Consider the following 20,858-nt stretch of genomic DNA (forward strand, 5'->3'; position numbering starts at 1 on the left):
CGGGCTAAAGGACCGAAACCCCCTCGAAGATCACGAACGCGAGGGCAAAATCCTTCTCGTCGGAGAGCGTCAGGTGAATATTCCCGACACCGAGGGTATCTGCCCGCCGACGGGCCTCCCCGCTGAGCAATACTTGCGGGCCGAGGCCCCGCCGGCGGCGCACTTCAATATCCTGCCAGGAAATTCCCGCACCGATGCCGGTGCCCAGCGCCTTACCCAGGGCCTCCTTGGCGGCAAAGCGCTTGCACAGGTAGGCAGCCCGGTTGGGCACCGCCAGTTGATAGAAGGCCTCGCGCTCCGGGGCACAGAGCACCCGTTCGACAAAGCGATCCCCGAAGCGGCGCCAGGCCGCCTCGATACGGGTATAGCTGCAGATATCCGTGCCGATACTAACGATCACTGTTTTCCGTAAACCTGTCTGAACAATTCCCGGCTCCGGAGCGGCTTTTCGCCGAGGAGCGGCCCCAGCAACAAACCGGTCAGGCGTTTGGCGGCCCCCAGAAATTCAGGTGAAAAATGTTCCCCCTGTAAAACACTGTGGAGCCCCAGGAGTTCCGCACCGGTAAACTCGTCGACGCGGGCAGCGGCACCTTCGCCGCGGTGTACGGGAATAAAACCGGTTTCCCGCACCAGTCGATAACGCCCGCTCTTGTCCAGCGGCCCCCGGGTGCCCGCACAGTAGTCCAGCGAGGGGCAATTGCCCAGCTCGCCGAGGAGCCTCAATTCAAAACGCCGCAGGGGAGCCAGCAATTCGTTTGAGTCTTCGCCACCCAGGGCGTTGAGGTCGCCCAGCAAGTCCTGGTAGGCCGCAAAAACCTGATACTGGGCTTCCGCGACCGGCAGCATGCGCACCAGCAATTCGTTCACATAGAGGCCACCGTAGACCGCACGACCACGCAACCAGTGCGAACTGCCGGCACTCTCCACCGGCCCCAGGGTCTTGAGTTCACCCCGCCCCATGAGTGTCACCAACAACGGGCTGAAAGGCTGCAGGGCCTGCTGGCGGCGCTGTTTGTCGCGGCGCGCCCCCCGGGCCACACAGCCGATCCGCCCGTGCTCCGGTGTGAGCAATTCGAGAATCAGACTCGAATCGCTGTAGGGGCGCGAGTGGAGGATATACGCCGGCAGCAGTGGTGATTGCGGTTGCGCCATGAATATCGTGCGGTCAAAGTCGCTGTCGAGCGGCCATTCTACCCGTCAGCGCCAGTGTTCGATATCTTCCGGCAAACCGACCCAGGGATGACGATGCTGCTCGTAGATCGATGCCGGTGGTGGCGGGAAACACGGATCGGCGAAAGCCCCCACAGGCACACCCACCAGATCCGGCTCGATATCCAGTGTCAGGTAAACGGTGGCGCCGCATTCCGGGCAGAAGTGACCAGTAAGCTGGTTACCACTGTCGGCAATCCGCAGATAGGCCTTGCTGTACCCGTGCACGGAGACCCTGTCCAACGGAAAGCGCGCCTGAACCCCGAAGACACTGCCGGTGCGGCGCTGGCAGGCGAGGCAGTGACACACGGAAATGCGCACCGGCTCCCCGCTGGCCCGCAGCTGCAGTTGACCGCAGCTACAGGTGGCGAGCCTCTCGACAGCGGAACCGCTGTCGGTGACGGGCATACTCAGTCGTCCCGGTAGCCGAGGCTGCGCAGGGCGCGCTCGTCGTCGGACCAGCCGGATTTGACCTTGACCCAGAGGTTCAGCATCACCTTGCTGTCAAAGAGGCGCTCCATATCCACGCGCGCCTGACTGCCGATCTGCTTGATGCGCTCGCCCTTGTTGCCAATGATGATGCGCTTCTGACCAGAACGCTCGACGAGAATCGCCGCGCTGATATGCAGGATGGGACCATCCTGGCTGAATTCCTCCACTTCCACCGTGACCTGGTAGGGCACTTCAGCGCCAAGCTGACGCATGACCTTCTCCCGCACGATCTCCGCCGCCAGGAAGCGGGAGCTGCGATCGGTGATCTGGTCCTCGGGGAAAAAGTGCACGCCCTCGGGCAGCCGTTCGACGATCACCTCTTCCAGGGTATCCAGGTTGACGTTGCGCAGGGCAGAAATGGGCACGATCTCGGCATTGGGATGCTGTTCAGCGAGGGCCTGCAACTGCGGCAGCAGGTTGTTTTTGTCTTCCAGCTGGTCCACCTTGTTGACGGCAATGATCAGCGGGCACTTCAGCCCGCGCAGCTTGTCCGCTACCAACTGGTCACCCTCGGTCCAGCGGGTTCTCTCCACCACGAATACCACCACGTCCACGTCCCGGGCCGCACTGCTGGCGGCACGGTTCATGTAGCGGTTGATCGCCTTGTCGGCATCCGCGTGCAAGCCCGGGGTATCGACAAAAATGATCTGGTTACTGCCGACGGTCTTGATGCCGAGCATGTTGTGGCGGGTCGTCTGCGGCTTCCGTGAGGTAATGGCCAGTTTCTGCCCCAGCAGGTGGTTCAGCAGGGTGGACTTGCCCACGTTCGGGCGGCCGACAATGGCCACATAACCGCAACGGGAGGATGATTCAGTCAAGGTGTTCTCCAGGGGTTTGCGCCGTCATCATTTGACTGCGATTTACCCGCCGGGCGGTGACCGAAACCAGTGGGTCAGGCCGGGCGGGAATCCGATCAAAGTGTAAGGTCAATCTTCGCCGGTCAGGCGGTTGTAAGCCTCGGTGGCGGCGAGCTTCTCGGCACTGCGGCGGCTGCTCGCCTCCCCGCGGACCGGGGCATTGAGGCCCTTTACCCGGCATTCCACCACAAAGCGCTGGGCGTGCTCGGCACCGGAGACATCCACCACAGTATATTCGGGCAGCGGTCGCTGACGCGCCTGCAACCATTCCTGCAAGCGGGTCTTGGGGTCTTTGGCGGTCTCCAGTGAGAGGTTCTCCAGCCGGCTGGCAAACCAGGCCAGCACCCGCTCCCGCGCGGCCTCGAGGCCCGCGTCGAGGTAGATCGCCCCGATCAGCGCTTCAACTGCATCGGCAAGGATGGAGGCACGGCGGAAGCCACCGCTCTTCATTTCCCCCTCACCCAGACGCAGGCAATCGCCGAGGTCCATCTCCCGCGCCAGCTTGGCAAGGGTCTCGCCGCTGACCAGTTGCGCACGCAGGCGGCTCAACTGCCCCTCCCTGCCCTGGGGGAATTTATCGAACAGGGCCGCACCAATGGTGAAGCCGAGGATGGAGTCGCCGAGGAATTCGAGCCGTTCGTTGTTACGGCTTCCGGCAGAGCGGTGGGTCAGCGCCAGTTCCAGCAGGTCAGGCCGGGAAAATTGATGGCCGAGCCGCAGGCACAGGCGCTCGAGAAGGATATCAGTCACGTTTGCGGTATTGTTCCAATTCTACCAGCGGCTCACAGCAGAGCTCCGGCTTGGCGGTATTGAGCTGTTTGTTGAACTTCATGACCACATCAATATTGTGGAGCAATGGCTCGCGCAATTCGTAGTCGATACTCACCAGCACCCCATCAGCGCCTCGAATGACCTTTACTGACTTCGCAGGCTCACCACGGACATTATTGAGCGTGAAGTAGGTTTGCAGATCGCGAACGATTTCACCCCGGCTCATGTCCCGAAGATTTTCCTTTTCCGCAAGGCCTTTCAGTCCATTTTCGACATGCATCGCATCCACATAAGCCGGAGCCAACTTGGCCGAAAAAAGGATGATGAGCGCAAAGCCGCATACATAAAGAATAAGGGTCCAGAAGCTCATGCCGCGCTGACGGCGAAGGGAGGTTTGCAATTGCCCAGACATGGAAAAGCCCTCGATATTGTTATTGTGACCAGTTTTCGATTCCATTGACGGAGGGACCTACTGGATCGAGCCCGCCCGCTTGAAACTTGGCAGGCTGAGCAGCTCGTCCCAGTGCATCCAGATGGCAAACGCCTTGCCGACGATATCCCGCTCGGGGACGAAGCCCCACTTGCGGCTGTCGAGGCTGTTGTCCCGGTTGTCACCCACCATGAAGTAATGCCCTTCCGGCACCACTGCACTGTAATTGGCATAGGGGCTCGGTACCACGTGCTTGGCCATCAGGTGCCGCTCGCCGTCGATTTCCTCCCACATCACCTCGAACTGCGGGTTGGCCGGGGGCAGTGCCTGGATCAGCTCCTGTGAGGCGCGCTTGCCGTTGATATACAGCACGTTGTCCTCGATGCGGATCTCGTCACCGGGCAGGCCGATCACCCGCTTGATGTAGTAGGTCTCATTCTGGTGCGGAGGGAAAAACACCATCACATCGCCCCGCTCCGGCTCACCGATATCCAGCACTTTCTTGCGGGAAATCGGCAGCCTCAGGCCGTAGGCGTACTTGTTCACAAGGATGAAGTCGCCCACCTCCAGCGTCGGTACCATGGAGCGGCTCGGGATCTGGAACGGCTCTACCACGAAGGAGCGCAGGACAAAGACGATGGCCAGCACCGGGAAGAAGGACTTGGCATACTCCACCACGGCCGGCTCTTCGGCGTCCCGCTGACGACGGCGGGCAAAAAACAGGCTGTCCACCAGCCAGATGGCACCGGTGACAATGACCAGCCACAGCAGAAGCAGCGGGAAATTGAAATTAAAGGACAGCGGGAAATTAATATCCATTTATCGTTCTCTCGTTGTTCCGGTGGATTCTACTGGTCCACCTTCAGAACCGCCAGAAACGCCTCCTGCGGCACTTCAACACGACCCAGCTGCTTCATGCGGCGCTTTCCCGCCTTCTGCTTCTCCAGCAGCTTCTTCTTGCGGGTCACGTCGCCACCGTAACACTTGGCGGTGACGTTCTTGCGCAGGGCCTTGACCGTGGTCCGCGCCACCACCTGGCCGCCGATGGCCGCCTGAATGGCGACATCAAACATCTGCCGCGGGATCAGCTCCTTCATTTTTTCTGCCATGGCACGCCCTTTCTGCTGCGCGTGATCCCGATGCACGATCAGCGCCAGTGCATCGACCCGGTCGCCGTTGATGAGGATGTCCAGGCGCACCAGCTTTGCCGGCTCGAAGCGCGCAAAGCTGTAGTCCAGTGAGGCGAAACCCCGGCTCACGGACTTGAGGCGGTCGAAGAAGTCCATCACCACCTCGCTCATGGGCAACTCGTAGCGCAGGGAAACCTGGCTGCCCACATACTGCATGTCTTTCTGGATACCGCGTTTTTCCACGCACAGGGTGATGACATTGCCCAGGTACTCCTGCGGTACCAGGATATTCACCTCGGCGATGGGCTCGCGCATCTCCTCGATCGAGCCCACCTCGGGCAGACGCGACGGGTTGTCCACACTCACCACGGTACCATCAGTCTGCAGCACTTCGTAGACCACGGTCGGCGCGGTGGTGATCAGGTCCAGGTCGTATTCACGCTCCAGCCGCTCCTGGATGATCTCCATGTGCAGCATGCCGAGGAAGCCACAGCGGAAACCGAAACCGAGGGCGTCAGACGTCTCCGGCTCATAGAACAGGGAGGCATCGTTCAGGGACAGCTTTTCCAGCGCGTCCCGGAAGGCCTCGTAATCGTCGGAACTGACCGGGAACAGGCCGGCGTAGACCTGCGGCTTCACCTTCTGGAAGCCCGGCAGCATGGCCACTTCCTCGGCGCCTTTGGCGTGGGTCAGGGTATCGCCTACCGGTGCACCGTGAATGTCCTTGATCCCGGCCACTACAAAGCCCACCTCTCCGGCACGGAGCACACCGGTCTCCTTGCGCTTGGGCGTGAAGATACCCACGCTGTCCACCACATGGGCGCGGTTGATGGACTTGGTGACTATCTTTTCCTTGGTTTTCAGGGTGCCCTGCACCACACGCACCAGGGATACCACCCCCAGGTAGCTGTCGAACCAGGAGTCGATGATCAGGGCCTGCAGCGGCGCGTTCACGTCACCCTCGGGCGGCGGCACCAGGCGCACCAGGTCCTCCAGCACGTCCTCCACACCCAGCCCGGACTTGGCACTGCAGCGGGTGGCCTCAGTGGCGTCGATACCGATGATGTCCTCGATCTCCTCCGCCACCTTGTCCGGATCCGCCTGCGGCAGGTCCATCTTGTTCAGGACCGGAATAACCTCCAGCCCCTGCTCGATGGCGGTATAACAGTTGGCCACCGACTGGGCCTCGACGCCCTGCGCGGCATCCACAACCAGCAGTGCACCCTCACAGGCAGCCAGGGAACGGGACACCTCATAGGAGAAGTCCACGTGGCCGGGGGTATCGATGAAGTTCAGCTGGTAGGTCTTGCCGTCCCGCGCGGTGTAGTCGAGCGTAACGCTCTGGGCCTTGATGGTGATGCCGCGCTCTCGCTCCAGGTCCATGCTGTCCAGGACCTGCTCGGCCATCTCCCGGTCGGTCAAGCCGCCGCAGACCTGGATAAACCGATCCGCCAGGGTCGATTTGCCGTGATCGATATGGGCGATGATGGAGAAATTGCGGATATGGGTGAGATCTGTGGCCACTGCGGAGTAGAAACCCTTAAAAATCAGAATGTTAGACCGGAATGGCTCCGGTTGCGTGGCGCAAGTCTATCAGAACTGTGGATCAGTAGTGAGTGCCCGGTGACACCGCGCCATCCCGGTGGCGGTGGCCCGGGCAATCCGGCGGGGGCGACCCCGCCGGAGGGCGATCAGTCATCGATCTGGATGGTACGGAACGTGGGTTGCCCCCCGCGGAAGAAGCGGATCGGCAGCAGCTCGCCCTTGGGCAGGGTCTTGGCCACGCGCTGGAAGTCCTCCATGTCGTTGACCTCTTCAAACCCGAGCTGGGCGACGATGTCACCACTGCGGAGGCCTGCACGGGCAGCGGGTTTGCCGGGCACCACCTGCTTGACCAGCACGCCGCTCTGCACACCCCAGCGCTGTTTCATCGCCGCCGGTATTTCCTCCACCACCAGACCCAGGCGACCGCCGACATCATTGGTCGGGTTGACGGCAGCCTGCTCGGTTGGGTCATCCTCACCAGCCAGCGCACCGACAGTGACCTGTATACGCATGCTCTTGCCCTTGCGCATCAGGTCCACCGGCACTTCGGCACCCGGTCGCGTCTGGCCGACCACATGGGGCAGGTCGCCGGACTCCATGATCTTCTGGCCGTCGAAGCGGGTAATGATATCGCCCGCAAGGATCCCGGCCTCAGCGGCAGGCGCACCGGACTGTACCTGTGCAACGAGGGCACCGACCGGGCGGGACAGTCCCATGGCCTGGGCCATATTGCGGTCCACATCCTGGATACCGACACCCAGCCAGCCGCGATCCACGCGCCCCTTGTCACGCAACTGGGCGACCACATCCTGGGCCAGGCGTGCCGGGATGGCGAATGAAAGGCCGATCGAGCCACCGCTGCGGGTGTAGATCTGGCTGTTGATACCGATCACCTCACCTTTCAGGTTGAACAGGGGCCCACCGGAATTGCCCGGGTTGATGGCCACATCCGTCTGGATAAACGGCACGTAGTTCTCACCACTCTCGTTGTTGGGGATACTGCGCCCCATGGCACTGACGATACCGGCACTGGCGGAGTAGTCGAGACCGAACGGGGAGCCGATGGCGACGACCCACTCACCCACTTCCAGTGACTCGGAATCCCCCCAGCGCGCAGTCGGCAGGTCATCGGCCTCGATCTTCAGCAGGGCGAGGTCGGAACGGGCATCGGTGCCGATCACCTGTGCGTCGTACTCGCGGCGATCGGTGAGGGTGACGACCACCTGGTCAGCACCTTCGACCACATGGTTGTTGGTCACCACGTAACCGTCTTTGGAGATGATAAAGCCTGAGCCCATGCTGGCCACCGGGCGTCGCTCCCTGCCGCGGGGCTCAAGCAGGTGCCGGAAAATGTCCGGGATATCCTGCTGGTACTGCGGCGGCACGGCGCTGGTGGCCCGTGACCGCTCGACCGTGTTGATTTTCACCACAGCCGGCGAATTATCCTCGATCAGATCCGTCAGCTCGGGGAAGCCCCGGGCGCAGGCGGATGCCGAGATCATCAGGCAAAGAATGAAAAAGGAATGCGTAATGCGCTTTAGCATCGGTTTGTTACCTTTGATTATCCCATCTACTATCCAATCGAAGTGTCGAGAAATCGACCTCAGCCACGGCGTACCCCTTGTGTGGTGCGGTTTTACCGCGGTGAGCCACGGGTTTTCGGTAACCATTTAGTGGCGTTTTGGCCGCGAAAGTTCGCTTTTCCAGTGTAAAGCAGTGTAAGGATTCACTGAACACCGGAACAGCAGTTTGCCGGGACACTCTATGCCCACCATGCGCCCCCGGCCCGAACGGGGCCAGTTTACCCATCCCCGTGAGCAGTACGGCCAGTCCGTACTCGGTGCTCCGCTGCTCTATTTCCCCGCCCAGCACGGCAAACAGCACGGACTGATCATCGCCGGCACCCACGGTGACGAGACCGCCGCGGTAATCGCCCTGTCCTGTGCTCTGCGCGCCCTGCCCCCGGAATTGCTACGCCACCACGTGGTTCTGGCGGTGAACCCCGATGGCTGCCAGCTGGGACTGCGGGCCAACGCCAACGGTGTGGATCTGAATCGCAACTTCGCCACCAGTAACTGGACCGCCGAGGGCAGTGTCTACCGCTGGAACAGCCAGGCGGAAGAGCGCGATGTACGGCTCAAGACCGGTCACACCGGCGGCTCGGAGCCCGAAACCGAAGCGCTGTGCCAGCTGATCGACAAGATGGCACCGGCCTGGGTGGTGACGATTCACGAGCCCCTGGCCTGTATCGAGGACCCCGATGAGAGCGCCCTTGGCACCTGGCTGTCGGAGCGGCTGAAACTGCCACTGGTCACCGAGGTCGGCTATCCGACTCCCGGCTCCTTCGGGACATGGTGTGCCGAGCGCAATCTGCCGTGTATCACCATGGAATTTCCGCCGATCTCCGCCGATATCGCCAGTGAGGACTACCTCCCCACCCTGTATGACCTGCTCACCTACGAGGACGGCGAGCCGCGAGGTCAGCCCCAGTAAACGCGACCGCCAGTGAAGCGCAGCGGCGGATCCACATCCTTCGCCAGCCAGGTGGGACCATCCAGGTCGCGAAACCGCACTTTGCTGCCCAGGGGCCAGGCGGCGCGGATGGCGCGGGACGTGCACAGCATGCAGCCCAGCATCAAGTCGAAGCCGCAGGATTTACCCGCCTCTGCCAAGGCCAGTGCCTCGGTGATGCCACCGGTCTTGTCCAGCTTGATGTTGATCATCTCGTAGCGCCCCTGCAGGCGTGGCAGGTCCTTGCGGGTATGGCAGCTCTCATCGGCACAGATGGGCAGTGGATGGCTAAAGGTGGCGAGGAATTCATCGTCATCGGCTGGCAGCGGCTGCTCGAGCATGGCGACGCCCAGTTCTGCGATCTGCTGGCAGCGCCCGATCAACGTGTCCCGGGACCAGGCTTCGTTGGCGTCGATCACCAGCTGGGCCTCTGGTGCAGCCTGCCGGACCGCCCCGACCCGCTCCAGTACCAGCCGATCATCCAGCTTCAGCTTCAGCACGCTGACACCGTCGGCGACTGCCTCAGCGGCGGCCACCGCCATCGCCTCCGGCTCGTCCACCACCAGGGTCTGGACGGTAGTCAGCGATTCGGGCTGCCCACCAACCCCGCCACTTGCAGCCGCTTCCAGATCCGCGAGGGCGCAATCCAGGGCGTTGCGGGCAGCGCCGGCAGGCATCCGGGACTGCAGCTGCTGACGATCCAGACCCGCTTGCACATCCCTGAGCACCGGTTCCAGCTGCGCCAGGACCGAGCTGACACTCTCCCCGTAGCGGGGGTAAGGGGTGCACTCACCGATTCCCCGGTGAGTACCGGTATGCAGTTCCACCACCACCACCTCGGCGTGGGTGCGTGCACCGCGGGAAATGACAAAGCTGGTGCGCAGGGGCCAGGTTTCCGCATAGCAGCGAGCGCGCATTGGGGTCTCCAAGCGAACCGGGCACCGCGGATGCGGGCCCTGCTCCCAGTTTAGGCGCTGGGGGGCAATTGACCCGCTTGTCGGGGCTCGATACGCAGGAGTAAGGGAGAGAAATTCGGGTCGCTGTCGTGGCGGCGGCTGAACCACCGCACCGCCATGGCGCCCAGTAGCAGTCCGGCGACGGCGCCGCCGATGGCGCCGGGCTCACCGGCGGCGAGGTGCCCCACATACGAGAGCACCAGCAGTGCCAACAGCGGGACCAGGTAGACCAGCAGCGCGGCCGTGGTGAGCGTGTGCTCGGCAATACCGATCACGGCGATGTCGTTCAGGTGGATACGCTGGGAATCCCAGCTGTTCAGTGCCACACGGATTCTCGAAGCACTGCTCCAGTAGTCCCCCAGCAGGCCGGTGCCGCAGCCGGGCTTGGCGGCGCAGCCGTGGCAACCGCTGCGCTGAATCGTCTCCACCCAGATGGCATTGGTTTCAATGGCGACGATCCGGCCGCGCTCCTCGATCACCGGATCAGCCCCCGGTGGTGGTCACGGCACGCGCCAGCAGTTGGGCAGTGCTGTCGGGAATCTCACCGACCACGGTCACGGTATAGTTGATGCCATCCGCTTCAACCTGATCCATATAAGCCACCGTCGCACCCCGTATGGCCTTACCCTGGAAATTGAGTTCCGGGCCAAGGCGCTGCACAAAGACGGTAAACACGCTCAGGCCGTCGCTGAACACCAGCATGTCGCCATCGGTCAGAGTCTGCACCGCCACCGGGCGGTAGCCATTGGGTAACCAGCCCATGCGCCAGCGGGTCTGGGCGGCAATGCACGGCGTGCTGTTATCGATACGTCGCGCGGAGCCCGACTGCGGCTGCAGATCACTGTCCTTTACCGGCGCCAGATCCAGCTCGACAAACTGGTAGCGCTCCAGCACTTTGCCCTGCGGGCCTATCAGCATGGATCGCAGGGGCAGGCCCGTCTCCCGGTCGAGGTTGACCAGCATGCCGAGACGGTGACGATCCCGTGGACGCGCTTCGATGACCACTGTGGGCCGATCGGCAATGCGCTCCTCACCGCGCAGGATGAACTGGTAGGCCTGCTGCAGACGCTCCTGCCCGGCGGCACTCAACAGTGCAGCACGGTTGAAGGGGCCAGCGGCCCCCTCACAGGCACGGGTAACCCCGTGGCTGACGAGCTCTCGAGGATCGCCGCTCAGGTAACGCACCCGCTCTACCTGCTGCCCATCGCGCACGGCGTGCACGACCCGGAGCGTTTCCAGCATGCCGGCATGCTCGAAGGTCACCAGGCCGGAATACTCCAGCTCGCTGACCGCGCGACCCAGTTTTTCCAGCCAGGGGGTGGCACTGGCAGTGCCGGCCTGCGGACTGTCCCCGGGCACTGTCGCCGGTGACTGGACCTGGGGTTGCTGCGGGGCCTGCTGTGCAGGCTGCGGCTGGTCCTGCCCGGGGTTGGGTACGACCGTGGTCTGCGCTGACAGCGCAGGAGCAGTGGCCCACAAGAACAAAGCCAACAGCAGGCTGTTGGCTTTCAGTTGGGTATTGAAGAATTCAGTGGTTTGCAATGCTACTGACCATCTTGCTCGCCATAAGTGGCACGGGCAAAAGGCACCATACCCTGGTTGCCCACATGGGCCGCCTGCTCGGAGTGCTGGATCATCACCCGATTGAGGTGGCGCATCAGTTCCGGTGTGGGCACCTGCTGGATCATGGCCCCCTGTCCGGGAACACCGCCCCGGGGCTCAAACATCACGCGGGGGCTCGCTGTACTCACCGCGCGAGTGCTGGGGCCGGGCACATAAATACTGCTCGGCTGGGGAGACGGCTGCAGCGCCGGCTGCTGAACGGGACGCTCCGCTTCCGCTACCAGCTCTGGGGCCGTATTCACCCCGGGGGCGCTGCCCGGTTGGGAGACCTGCTGCACGCCCAGAATTGCCGCAAAAGCCACCGTGGCCGCCACAGCGCCGCGAGAGAGCATCTGGCGCCAGCGGGCACCGGCATCGTTGGCTGCCACGGCGCGATCAGGTGCAGCCTGCTGCAGCGGCTCCTCCCGCGCCACGGCGGCGGAAATCCGCGCCGCCAGGTCACTGTCGGGCCTGGCGACAGAGTCACCGCGCATGACACTGGCGGCCAGCTGGTAGCGCGACCAGCGCTGCCCCGACTCGGAGTCGGTGGCACTGCTCTTCAGCAGGCGCTGTAGCTCCAGCTCACTCGCCTCCCCATCCATCAGTGCAGACAGGGATTCGTTTAGCCGATCCTCATGATTCCCGTTGGACATACGGGCCGATCCTCTCTGTAGTAACTCGCTGTGACCGCAAAACGGCTTCCCGCTCACGATCTGTTTCTGCGACGCTGCTTAACACTGCTTAACGCCGGTTAACAGTTCTGACCGGGCGCAGCGGAATTTGTTTCGCGCCGAAGACAAAAAATTGCGCCTTTTATCGCAAAAGGAGCACATCACTCAGCTTCGATCCCCCAGGGGCTCTGGTTCGCCAGCCAGGACCGCCTGAACTGTACGGTCGATGGACTCCCGCGCACGGAAAATGCGCGAGCGCACAGTACCCACCGGGCAATCCATTACCTCTGCGATCTCCTCGTAACTGAGACCCTCCATTTCCCGCAGGGTGACCGCCGAGCGCAGGTCCTCGGGCAGGGCGCGGATGGCCTCATGAACCGCAGTCTCCAGTTGGTCACGGAACAGCTGATTCTCGGGGGTTTCATTGTCTCGCAGGAGATCGGCTCCGGAGTAAAACTCCGCATCCTCCAGATCCACGTCGGAGGACGGCGGGCGCCGGCCGCGGGATACCAGGTGGTTCTTGGCCGTATTGATGGCGATACGGTACATCCAGGTATAGAAGGCGCTTTCACCGCGGAAATTCGCCAGGGCCCGGTAAGCCTTGATGAAGGCCTCCTGAGTCACATCCTGGACCTCCGCGTGGTCCTTGATAAAGCGGCTGATCACAGCAACGATCTTGTGCTGGTATTTCAATACCAGCAGGTCGAAGGCGCGCTTGTCGCCTTTCTGGACACGCTCCACCAGCTGGCGATCACTCGGTGACGCCTTTTGCGATGTCATCCCCTACCCCCGTTTACAGCTGCACCGCGGGAGATGGCCCGGGTAGTTCCGGAGCGGACGGCACAAGCGTATTTTCTATTGTGTCCGAGACACTGGCGATAGGACATAAGTTCCGTGCCAAATCGACGAATTTGAAGGAGGCGCTATACTACGCCACCCCCATCAACAATGAAAATTATGAACGCTCAGGCAAATTACGATGTACTGGTGATCGGCAGCGGCGCCGCGGGGCTTACCCTGGCGCTGCACCTGGCCGCTCGCTACCGGGTTGCCCTGCTGTCCAAACAGCGCCTGCGCGACGGCTCCACCTGGTTCGCCCAGGGCGGCATTGCCGCCGTGCTGGATGACACGGATTCCGTGGAATCGCACATCGCTGACACCTTAGACGCGGGCGCAGGCCTGTGCCACCCGGACGCGGTGCGCCACACGGTAGAGAATGGGGCCGCTGCCATCCAGTGGTTGATCGACCAGGGGGTGGACTTTACCCGCGAGGCTGGTGATTACCACCTCACCAAAGAGGGCGGCCACAGCCACCGGCGCATCATCCACAGTGCCGACGCCACTGGCATGGCGGTACACAGCACCCTGATCGAGAAAGTTCGCGCCGCTGACAACATCGACTGCTTCGAGCACCACATTGCCCTGGACCTGATCCGCCAGCCCGACCCGCAACGGGGGCGCTTCCGTTGTGCCGGTGCTTACGTCTACAACAAAAACACGGACGAAGTAGAGCTGTTCCAGGGCCGCGCCGTGGTGCTGGCCACCGGCGGCGCCAGCAAGGCTTACCTCTACACGAGCAATCCGGATGGCGCCAGTGGCGACGGTATCGCAATGGCCTGGCGCGCCGGCTGCCGTGTAGCCAACATGGAATTCAACCAGTTCCACCCCACCTGCCTGTATCACCCCAAGGCGAAGGCGCTGCTGGTCACGGAGGCCCTGCGCGGTGAGGGCGCACAGCTGAAGCTGCCGGACGGGCAGCGGTTCATGCACCGCTTCGACAAGCGCAGGGAGCTGGCGCCGCGGGATATTGTCGCCCGCGCAATCGACCACGAAATGAAACGCCTGGGTGCCGACTGCCTCTACCTGGACATTTCCCACAAGGATGCCAGGTTCGTCCGCGAGCACTTCCCCACCGTTTACCAGAACTGCCTGCAGTACGGCATCGACATCACGAAAGAGCCTATTCCCGTGGTGCCGGCCGCGCACTATACGTGCGGTGGTGTGATGGTGGACGAACACGGCCGCACGGACCTGGACCAGCTCTACGCCATCGGGGAGACCACCTTTACCGGCCTCCACGGTGCCAACCGCCTCGCCAGCAACTCGCTGCTGGAGTGCGTGGTCTACGCCCGCGCTGCCGCTCTGCATATAGATGCCACCCTCTCGGAAGTGCAGCCGCCGAGACTGGCACCGGCCTGGGACGCCTCCCGCGTTACCGACTCGGACGAGGATGTGGTGATTTCGCACAACTGGGACGAGTTGCGGCGGTTTATGTGGGACTATGTGGGAATTGTGCGTACCCGCAAGCGCCTGGTGCGGGCACAGCACCGGGTCAAAATGCTGCAGGGTGAGATACGGGAGTTCTATGCCAACTACCGCATCACCAGTGACCTGATCGAACTGCGCAACCTGGCCCTGGTCTCCGAGCTGATTATCCGGTCTGCGCTGGACCGGCGCGAAAGCCGCGGTCTGCACTACTCGCTGGATTACCCGAAGCTGCGCGAACTGGCCATGGACACCATCCTGGTGCCGGAGAACTTTGCCGACCAGCGACAGTTCATCTGACAGGAAAAAGTCAGCGGGAGTACCGCAGCGCCACCTGCAGCCGGCGCCAGTCGTCGGGCGCCACACTGTCCCGGCCCAGCAGCAGGCGCCGGCGGTGGCCACGGGGGTTGCGGGCGTTGATCACGATCAGCCAGGGCCAGAGCACCAGCTCACCGCACAGCGTAAGCTCCTCCATCTCCCCATCCGCCGCACGCCAGAACCAGCGCCGATCCGTCGTAGAGAGCTCACCGCGGTATCCCTGCAGGCGACGCCACTCGCGCAGCCCAAGGGCAATCACCAACAGTGCGCCGGGCAACAGCAGGCTCACGGCGAAGCCGGCAAACCACAGCACGAGCAAAGCCTGGGTGATGATCAGAGCAAACAACAGGGAGAGAAGCCGGGAGGGTGACACGGGGCAGCGCAACCGGGCACTGCGCCCGGCAATAAGAGGCTCGGAAGCGGTGTTACTCCTGCAGTCCGGTGTTGTCACGGATAATCTGCACGATTCGCAGCAGCTCCGGATCAGAGGGATCCTCGCGGCGCAGGAACCAGGCAAACAGGTCCTGATCCTCGCTCTCCAGCAGCTGGACATAGCGCTGCTGGTCAGCCTCGTCGAGGGTGTCGTACACGTTCTCCAGGAAGGGCAACAGCACCAGGTCCAGTTCAAGCATGCCGCGGCGGCTGGCCCAGAACAGTCGGTTACGATCCATACTTCTCATCCGGTATCTGCGGCCGGCGGGGAGCCGGCGGCGGCGCGAAACTGCGCCGCTTTTCAATTCAGTCTGTGTTTTGCGCGCAGTATAACCGCCGCCCACTTCCATGGATAGCCAGCGCCGGGCGTGCAGACCCGATCCGGAAACCGGAAGGCCGCGCTTGAAAACGGTGCCGCCAACCCAAGATACTCCCCTCCCACGGGCAGTCAGGAACAGCGAGCAGACGATGACAATGGATCGAACACAGTGGCAGGAATTTCTCTCCGGCAAGGGCGCGAAGTGGGAAGGCGACAGTGCCCATTTCCCTGAGATCCAGTCGGATCTGTACCTGGTCGATCTCAGTCCCGTGGGCGCCGTTTCCGTGCACGGCCCGGACAGCCAGAAATTCCTGCAGGGACAGCTGACCTGCGACCTGGTCAATCTCCCCGACGGACACAGTACCGCCGGCGCCCACTGCAATCCCAAAGGGCGTATGATCAGCGCCTTTCACGCGCTGAAGAAATCCCAGGATGACATCCTCCTGAGCCTGCCCCGCGAGCTGGCGCCCATCGCGCTGGCCGCCCTGGCCAAGTATGCCGTGTTCTTTAAGACCGACCTGAAGGAACTCAACCATAGCCACCACTGGCTCGGCCTGCAGGGTACCGATGCGGCAACACGCGCGGCGGAATTGCTGGCTGTACCGGAGATCGCACACCTGGAACCCGGCGCCGCCCGCCCGTTTACCTTCGACGACGGGGAGGCGCTGATCCATATGGTGAACCGGCAGCAGGCCGCCATCCTGGTACCGATCGATGCCGCCCCCGCCCTCTGGGAACAACTGTCTGCCGGGGCAACGCCGGCCGGCTTCTGCCACTGGCAACTGCAACTGATCCACGATGGCATGCCGCAATTGCACCCGGAAACCAGTGGCATCTTCATCCCGCAGATGGTGAACCTGCACCTGCTCGGCGGTGTGAGCTTCAAGAAGGGCTGTTATACCGGCCAGGAAGTGGTCGCACGCCTGCAGTACCTGGGACAGGCCAAACGCCGCATGTACCGGGCACGTTGTGAATCAGGCAAACTGCCGGCGCCGGGTCAGTCGATCGTGGAAACACCGGGCCAGAAAAATTGTGGTGAAGTGGTGGTCGCGGAACGCAGCGAAAACGGCATCGACCTGCTGGCCGTCCTCGCCAATGCCAGCGTCGCCGGGGGAAGTCCGTTACAGCTGGAAGACGGACGTACCCTCGAACTGCTCGAATTGCCCTACGACGCGGATGCCGACCCACTGACTGACTGACTGACTGACTGACTGACAGCGCAGCACTGCCATTCAACTCGATCAAATCTCCACGGCCACCCGCCGCAGCGCAGCAGCCTCCGGCAGCGCCCACTCGATCGGTGCCTGGCCATGCTGCTGTAACCAGTCATTTGCCTGGGAGAAAGGGCGCGTACCGAAAAAGCCACGGTGGGCCGACAGCGGAGAGGGATGCGGCGCCCTCAGCACCAGGTGGCGCTTGCGATCGATAAACGCCCCCTTCTTCTGCGCATAACTGCCCCAGAGAACAAACACGAGCCCGTCGCGCTGGTCCGCCAGTGCGTGGATTGCGGCATCCGTAAACTGCTCCCAGCCGCGGCCCTGGTGGGCACCGGCCTTGCTGTCCTCCACCGTCAGCGTGGTATTCAACAGCAGCACCCCCTGCTCTGCCCAGGGCTGCAGGCAGCCGTGCTTTGCCGGCGCGATACCCAGATCCGCGTGCAACTCCTTGTAAATATTCTGTAGCGACGGCGGGATACGCACACCGGGCATCACCGAAAAGCAGAGGCCATGCGCCTGGCCCGCCCCGTGGTAGGGATCCTGCCCCAGGATCACCACCTTCACCTTATCGAAAGGTGTGGAATTGAAGGCGTTGAAAATCTGCGAGGCCGGCGGATAAATGCGCTTGCCCGCCTGCTTCTCCGCCTGCAGGAATTGCCGCAGCTGGGCCATATAGGGCTTGCGAAATTCACCGTCGAGCACCTTGCGCCAGGAAGGATCGATTTTTATGTTCTGCTCTGCGGTCATGGTTCGTCCCGGAAAAGTTTCTTTATTTCTTTTTGCAGCGCGGGCACGACATCCTTCTCAAACCAGGGGCGCTGTTTCAGCCACAGTGTATTGCGCGGGCTGGGGTGCGGCAGCGGAAAAAAGCCCGCGGCGAGCGCATCGCGAAAATGACGGACATTTTCGGTGATGCTGCCATACCAGTGCGGCAGGTAATAGCGCTGCGCATACTGGCCAATCAGCAGGGTGAGCTTCAGGTTCGGCAGCTGTTCCAGTAAGCGGGCGTGCCAGGTCGGTGCGCACTCTTTTCGCGGCGGCAGGTCGCCACCCTTGCCGCGGCCGGGATAGCAGAACCCCATGGGAATGATGGCGATTCGGGATTCATCGTAGAAGGTGTCCCGGTCCATATCCAGCCATTGCCGCAACCGGTCGCCGGAGGGGTCATTCCAGGGAATGCCGCTCGCATGCACTCTGGTGCCCGGCGCCTGGCCGACAATCAGCAGGCGCGCTGTGGGCGAAGCACGCAGGACCGGTTTCGCACCGAGGGGCAATTCGTCTTCACAGAGGCGGCAGGCGCGCACCTCCTCCAGCAGGGAAATCAGTTTACTCATGGGCGATCGGGGTGCGCGAGCAACATTAACAGTGCGCGCTTGTCCGTAACATCAGCGGCACGGGCCACATTGTTGTTATCCAGAACCACAAAAATCCCTTTTGCGGTTACCGCCAGTCCCTCCGCCTTGCCAAACCGGGTATCCGCATAGACAAATTCGGGGGCATGCTCGATCGCATGGAAATCGATACACCAGCCAGCTTCAAGGTTTTCCGGTGAACGACGGCACACTGCCGATGCATTGCGCTCGAGGGTGTACAGTCCACCTTCGTAGAAATCGAGGCCGGTGAGATCCTCCGCCCGGCCACGGAAGTCCAGTCCACCTACCGGGGGGAGTTTCAGCAGCTGCAGGGCTGCTGTCGCAGCCTCCCCGGCGCCCTCGCCCACACCATGCGTGGCGATACGGAGCAGCCCACGGGGCTGCCGCTCCAGGGCAACCCAGAAAACCGAAGTCGCAACACCGCCGGAATGTGCGATACCTTCGCTACCGGCATTGAAAACCTGCAGGTAATCCTGTGATTGCGCCACTTCCCGCCAGCGCAATGGCAGCCACTCCAGCTCCACCTCACCAGCAGTCCCCTTCAGGCGGGTGATGCGATCATGGCGCTCGCTGACCAGATAGGTAAATTCTCCATCGCAGGTCAGGCCCTCGAAATCCATCTGGGTGTCAGGGCGAACCAGCGCCGCCAGCTGGCTGATCAGGTCGCCACCTGCCGGAGCCCGGGGGGCCTCGAATTGCCAGTGAACGGAAAGGCCGGCCACCCGCGCTTGTGCGACTGCCGGTAAGCGGATCTCGTAGATACGGTCATCCCGCTTGTCGGAGACCGCCAGTAACTGCCCCCCGCATTCACTCAGCCCGGAGATATCCAGACCTGCGCTGTACGCAAGCCACCAGGCTCCCAACAGCTCCGCACGATGCACAACCTGCGCCGGAGAGGCACTCGCCCAGCCGGCCACGATGGCAGCGAAGAGAAACTGTGGGAAGCGTCCCATGCGCAAACTCAGTCGCGGAAATTATTGAACTGTAGCGGCTGGCCCAGGTCTTTTCCCCGCAACAGAGCAATCACCTGTTGCAGGTCATCCCGCTTCTTACCGGTAACCCGGACCTGATCGCCCTGGATCGACGCCTGGACTTTCATTTTCTCGTCTTTGATCAGTTTGACGATTTTCTTTGCCAGCTCTTTATCGAGGCCATTTTTCATCGTCACGCTCTGCTTTACCGCCTTGCCGGACTGCTCCATCTCACCAATCTCCATTGCCAGGGGATCGATATCGCACTTGATCAGCGAACCGCGCAGCATATCCACGATCTGCGTGATCTGCATTTCCGATTCAGCACGGATCAGCAGGGTGAATTCGTTCATTTCAACTTCGGCGTCGACACCCTTGAAATCAAACCGGTTGCCGACAGTGCGGTTCACCTGGTCCACGGCATTGGTGAGTTGGTGCTTGTCCACTTCAGACACGATGTCAAAGGAAGGCATTGGCTTCTCCGTTTTCTTGTGTGCGGGCTGTTTATTTCAGGCTGTTTATTTCAGGCTGTTTATTTCAGTGTTTCAGGAATTATTTCCACGCTCTCTGCACCGGCATTCATCCAGATATGACCATCCTGAATGGTTGCCTGCAATTCCATATTGCGGTCGGCCAGGGCAGCGAGCGCCTCGCAGGCGTCGGCGGGGAGCAGGAGAACACGCAAATTATCGAAACGCGCCAGCGCACCTGCCGCCTTTTGCCACCATACCGGAGCGGTGCGGCGACCGTAACTGTACACCAACACCTGACCGGCACGGGCGCAGGCCTTGCGTATCCGTTCCTCCGACGGCAGCCCTACCTCAATCCAGGACTCAAGTTCGCCGCCAAGGCTCCACTGCCACAGGTCCGCCTCATCGTCGGAAGAAAGGCCGCGGGTAAATTCCAGTCGTTCACTGGCATTGAGCGCGAATGCCAGCAGGCGCACCATCATTCTCTCGTCGGTCTCTGATGGATGCCGCGCCAGTGTGAGCTGATGACTGTCGTAATAATCCCGGTCCATGTCTGCGATCTGCAGGTGGGCTTTGAAAATTGTCGCTTTGAGTGCCATTCGCTGTCTCGTTATCGCAGGGCACCGGCTGCCGGCCGGCGGGGGGCTATTATTGTCGGGCTTGTCAGACAAACACGGATTTCGGGTATGGTTTCAGTAAAATCCCGCCGCGGGGGCTTTGCTCCGTGGCGCCTCTGTTTTTGGCCACTGCTGGTGCTGTTCGTCGTCTCCGCGACCGGCTGTGGCATCAATAACATCCCCACCAATGACGAACAGGTGAAAGCCGCCTGGGCCCAGGTGGAAAACCAGTACCAGCGGCGCGCGGATTTGATCCCGAACCTGGTCAAGACGGTCAAGGCCTACGCCGACCAGGAGCGCGAGACCCTGCAGGCGGTCACCGAGGCGCGGGCCAAGGTCAACTCGATGCAGGTGGATGAGAACATCATCAACGATCCCGCCAAGCTGCAGCAGTTCGAGCAGGCCCAGCAACAGCTGAGCGGCGCCCTGTCGCGGCTGATGGTGGTGGTTGAGCGCTACCCCGACCTCAAGTCCAACCAGAACTTTCTTGCGCTGCAGTCGCAACTGGAAGGCACGGAGAACCGCATCAGTGTGGCGAGGCGTGATTATATCTCCGCCGTGCAGTCCTACAACACGGAGATCCGCACCTTCCCCGGCCTGATCTGGCACAAAATCCTTTATAGCGACATGCCCCTGCGCCCGACGTTCACGGCGACTAAAGAAGGTGCCGAGGAAGCGCCGGAAGTGGACTTCCAGTAAGCG

The 20,858-nt window shown here is 62.1% G+C and carries 25 protein-coding genes; 4 read left to right on the forward strand and 21 right to left on the reverse strand.

Going from position 1 to position 20,858, the window contains the following annotated elements:
- Positions 1-4 precede the first annotated feature (4 nt).
- From acpS to LVD12_RS03285, 9 genes are all read right to left on the reverse strand, one after another.
- Positions 5-400 (reverse strand): holo-ACP synthase, encoded by a 396-nt coding sequence (gene acpS / locus LVD12_RS03245; RefSeq protein ID WP_237065569.1) that lies wholly within the window; start codon positions 398-400, stop codon positions 5-7.
- Positions 397-1,152: a DNA repair protein RecO gene (recO, locus tag LVD12_RS03250; RefSeq protein ID WP_237065570.1), complete on the reverse strand. Its 756-nt coding sequence runs from the start codon at positions 1,150-1,152 to the stop codon at positions 397-399. The genes acpS and recO overlap by 4 nt, the downstream gene beginning before the upstream one ends.
- Before the next feature lie 45 nt (positions 1,153-1,197).
- Complete coding sequence (locus LVD12_RS03255; protein ID WP_237065571.1) at positions 1,198-1,617, reverse strand: GFA family protein; 420 nt, start codon at positions 1,615-1,617, stop codon at positions 1,198-1,200.
- Between the two features lie 2 nt (positions 1,618-1,619).
- On the reverse strand, positions 1,620-2,519 hold the full coding sequence (era, locus tag LVD12_RS03260) for a GTPase Era (RefSeq protein WP_237065572.1): 900 nt from the start codon (positions 2,517-2,519) through the stop codon (positions 1,620-1,622).
- Positions 2,520-2,627: 108 nt separating this feature from the next.
- Positions 2,628-3,308 (reverse strand): ribonuclease III, encoded by a 681-nt coding sequence (gene rnc, locus LVD12_RS03265; RefSeq protein ID WP_439651317.1) that lies wholly within the window; start codon positions 3,306-3,308, stop codon positions 2,628-2,630.
- Positions 3,301-3,786, reverse strand: a complete 486-nt coding sequence (locus tag LVD12_RS03270; RefSeq protein WP_237065574.1) for a DUF4845 domain-containing protein — start codon at positions 3,784-3,786, stop codon at positions 3,301-3,303. Before LVD12_RS03270 ends, rnc begins: the two co-directional genes overlap by 8 nt.
- Positions 3,787-3,798: 12 nt before the next feature.
- Positions 3,799-4,578 carry a signal peptidase I gene (gene lepB / locus LVD12_RS03275; protein WP_237065575.1) on the reverse strand — a complete coding sequence of 260 codons (780 nt, stop codon included), beginning with the start codon at positions 4,576-4,578 and terminating at the stop codon, positions 3,799-3,801.
- 29 nt (positions 4,579-4,607) lie between these two features.
- Positions 4,608-6,413, reverse strand: a complete 1,806-nt coding sequence (lepA, locus tag LVD12_RS03280) for a translation elongation factor 4 (RefSeq protein WP_237065576.1) — start codon at positions 6,411-6,413, stop codon at positions 4,608-4,610.
- 167 nt (positions 6,414-6,580) lie between these two features.
- Positions 6,581-7,978, reverse strand: coding sequence for a DegQ family serine endoprotease (locus LVD12_RS03285; protein ID WP_237065577.1), 1,398 nt, complete (start codon positions 7,976-7,978; stop codon positions 6,581-6,583).
- Positions 7,979-8,198: 220 nt separating this feature from the next.
- Between LVD12_RS03285 and mpaA the strand changes: the two genes are divergently transcribed.
- Positions 8,199-8,927 (forward strand): murein tripeptide amidase MpaA, encoded by a 729-nt coding sequence (gene mpaA / locus LVD12_RS03290; RefSeq protein ID WP_237065578.1) that lies wholly within the window; start codon positions 8,199-8,201, stop codon positions 8,925-8,927.
- On the opposite strand, the gene ycjG is transcribed toward mpaA, so the two are convergent.
- The 5 genes from ycjG to rpoE all read right to left on the reverse strand — a co-directional run bounded on the left by ycjG (position 8,915) and on the right by rpoE (position 12,954).
- On the reverse strand, positions 8,915-9,862 hold the full coding sequence (gene ycjG, locus LVD12_RS03295) for an L-Ala-D/L-Glu epimerase (protein WP_237065579.1): 948 nt from the start codon (positions 9,860-9,862) through the stop codon (positions 8,915-8,917). The genes mpaA and ycjG overlap by 13 nt on opposite strands.
- A 50-nt stretch (positions 9,863-9,912) precedes the next feature.
- Positions 9,913-10,380 (reverse strand): SoxR reducing system RseC family protein, encoded by a 468-nt coding sequence (locus LVD12_RS03300; RefSeq protein ID WP_237065580.1) that lies wholly within the window; start codon positions 10,378-10,380, stop codon positions 9,913-9,915.
- A gap of 4 nt (positions 10,381-10,384) precedes the next feature.
- Complete coding sequence (locus LVD12_RS03305; protein ID WP_237065581.1) at positions 10,385-11,443, reverse strand: MucB/RseB C-terminal domain-containing protein; 1,059 nt, start codon at positions 11,441-11,443, stop codon at positions 10,385-10,387.
- A gap of 2 nt (positions 11,444-11,445) precedes the next feature.
- Positions 11,446-12,156 carry a sigma-E factor negative regulatory protein gene (locus LVD12_RS03310; protein WP_237065583.1) on the reverse strand — a complete coding sequence of 237 codons (711 nt, stop codon included), beginning with the start codon at positions 12,154-12,156 and terminating at the stop codon, positions 11,446-11,448.
- Positions 12,157-12,339: 183 nt separating this feature from the next.
- Positions 12,340-12,954 (reverse strand): RNA polymerase sigma factor RpoE, encoded by a 615-nt coding sequence (rpoE, locus tag LVD12_RS03315; RefSeq protein WP_237065585.1) that lies wholly within the window; start codon positions 12,952-12,954, stop codon positions 12,340-12,342.
- 177 nt (positions 12,955-13,131) lie between these two features.
- On the opposite strand from rpoE, the gene nadB reads away from it, so the two are divergent.
- Positions 13,132-14,739 (forward strand): L-aspartate oxidase, encoded by a 1,608-nt coding sequence (gene nadB / locus LVD12_RS03320; protein ID WP_237065586.1) that lies wholly within the window; start codon positions 13,132-13,134, stop codon positions 14,737-14,739.
- 10 nt (positions 14,740-14,749) lie between these two features.
- Here nadB and LVD12_RS03325 read toward each other — a convergent pair whose 3' ends face one another.
- Together LVD12_RS03325 and LVD12_RS03330 are read right to left on the reverse strand one after the other, a co-directional pair.
- A complete protein-coding gene (locus LVD12_RS03325; RefSeq protein ID WP_369413353.1) occupies positions 14,750-15,208 on the reverse strand; it encodes a protein YgfX in 459 nt (152 codons plus the stop codon).
- Positions 15,183-15,428, reverse strand: a complete 246-nt coding sequence (locus LVD12_RS03330) for an FAD assembly factor SdhE (RefSeq protein WP_237065588.1) — start codon at positions 15,426-15,428, stop codon at positions 15,183-15,185. Before LVD12_RS03330 ends, LVD12_RS03325 begins: the two co-directional genes overlap by 26 nt.
- Before the next feature lie 235 nt (positions 15,429-15,663).
- Between LVD12_RS03330 and ygfZ the strand changes: the two genes are divergently transcribed.
- Complete coding sequence (ygfZ, locus tag LVD12_RS03335; RefSeq protein ID WP_237065589.1) at positions 15,664-16,707, forward strand: CAF17-like 4Fe-4S cluster assembly/insertion protein YgfZ; 1,044 nt, start codon at positions 15,664-15,666, stop codon at positions 16,705-16,707.
- 42 nt (positions 16,708-16,749) lie between these two features.
- Here the strand turns inward: ygfZ and ung are convergent, their stop codons facing one another.
- The 5 genes from ung to LVD12_RS03360 are packed head-to-tail and all read right to left on the reverse strand — an operon-like array spanning position 16,750 to position 20,138.
- On the reverse strand, positions 16,750-17,472 hold the full coding sequence (ung, locus tag LVD12_RS03340) for a uracil-DNA glycosylase (RefSeq protein ID WP_237065590.1): 723 nt from the start codon (positions 17,470-17,472) through the stop codon (positions 16,750-16,752).
- Positions 17,469-18,059 carry a uracil-DNA glycosylase family protein gene (locus tag LVD12_RS03345; protein WP_237065591.1) on the reverse strand — a complete coding sequence of 197 codons (591 nt, stop codon included), beginning with the start codon at positions 18,057-18,059 and terminating at the stop codon, positions 17,469-17,471. The genes ung and LVD12_RS03345 overlap by 4 nt, the downstream gene beginning before the upstream one ends.
- Entirely contained in the window at positions 18,056-19,051 is a 996-nt protein-coding gene (locus tag LVD12_RS03350) for an esterase-like activity of phytase family protein (RefSeq protein WP_237065593.1), read from the reverse strand. Before LVD12_RS03350 ends, LVD12_RS03345 begins: the two co-directional genes overlap by 4 nt.
- Positions 19,052-19,059: 8 nt before the next feature.
- A complete protein-coding gene (locus LVD12_RS03355) occupies positions 19,060-19,542 on the reverse strand; it encodes a YajQ family cyclic di-GMP-binding protein (protein ID WP_237065595.1) in 483 nt (160 codons plus the stop codon).
- A gap of 59 nt (positions 19,543-19,601) precedes the next feature.
- Positions 19,602-20,138, reverse strand: coding sequence for a YaeQ family protein (locus LVD12_RS03360; protein ID WP_237065597.1), 537 nt, complete (start codon positions 20,136-20,138; stop codon positions 19,602-19,604).
- Positions 20,139-20,225: 87 nt separating this feature from the next.
- Here LVD12_RS03360 and LVD12_RS03365 point away from each other — a divergent pair, with 87 nt between their 5' ends.
- On the forward strand, positions 20,226-20,855 hold the full coding sequence (locus LVD12_RS03365) for a LemA family protein (RefSeq protein ID WP_237065599.1): 630 nt from the start codon (positions 20,226-20,228) through the stop codon (positions 20,853-20,855).
- Positions 20,856-20,858: the final 3 nt, after the last annotated feature.

It is taken from the genome of Microbulbifer guangxiensis, assembly GCF_021729075.1.
Classification (GTDB): domain Bacteria; phylum Pseudomonadota; class Gammaproteobacteria; order Pseudomonadales; family Cellvibrionaceae; genus Microbulbifer; species Microbulbifer guangxiensis.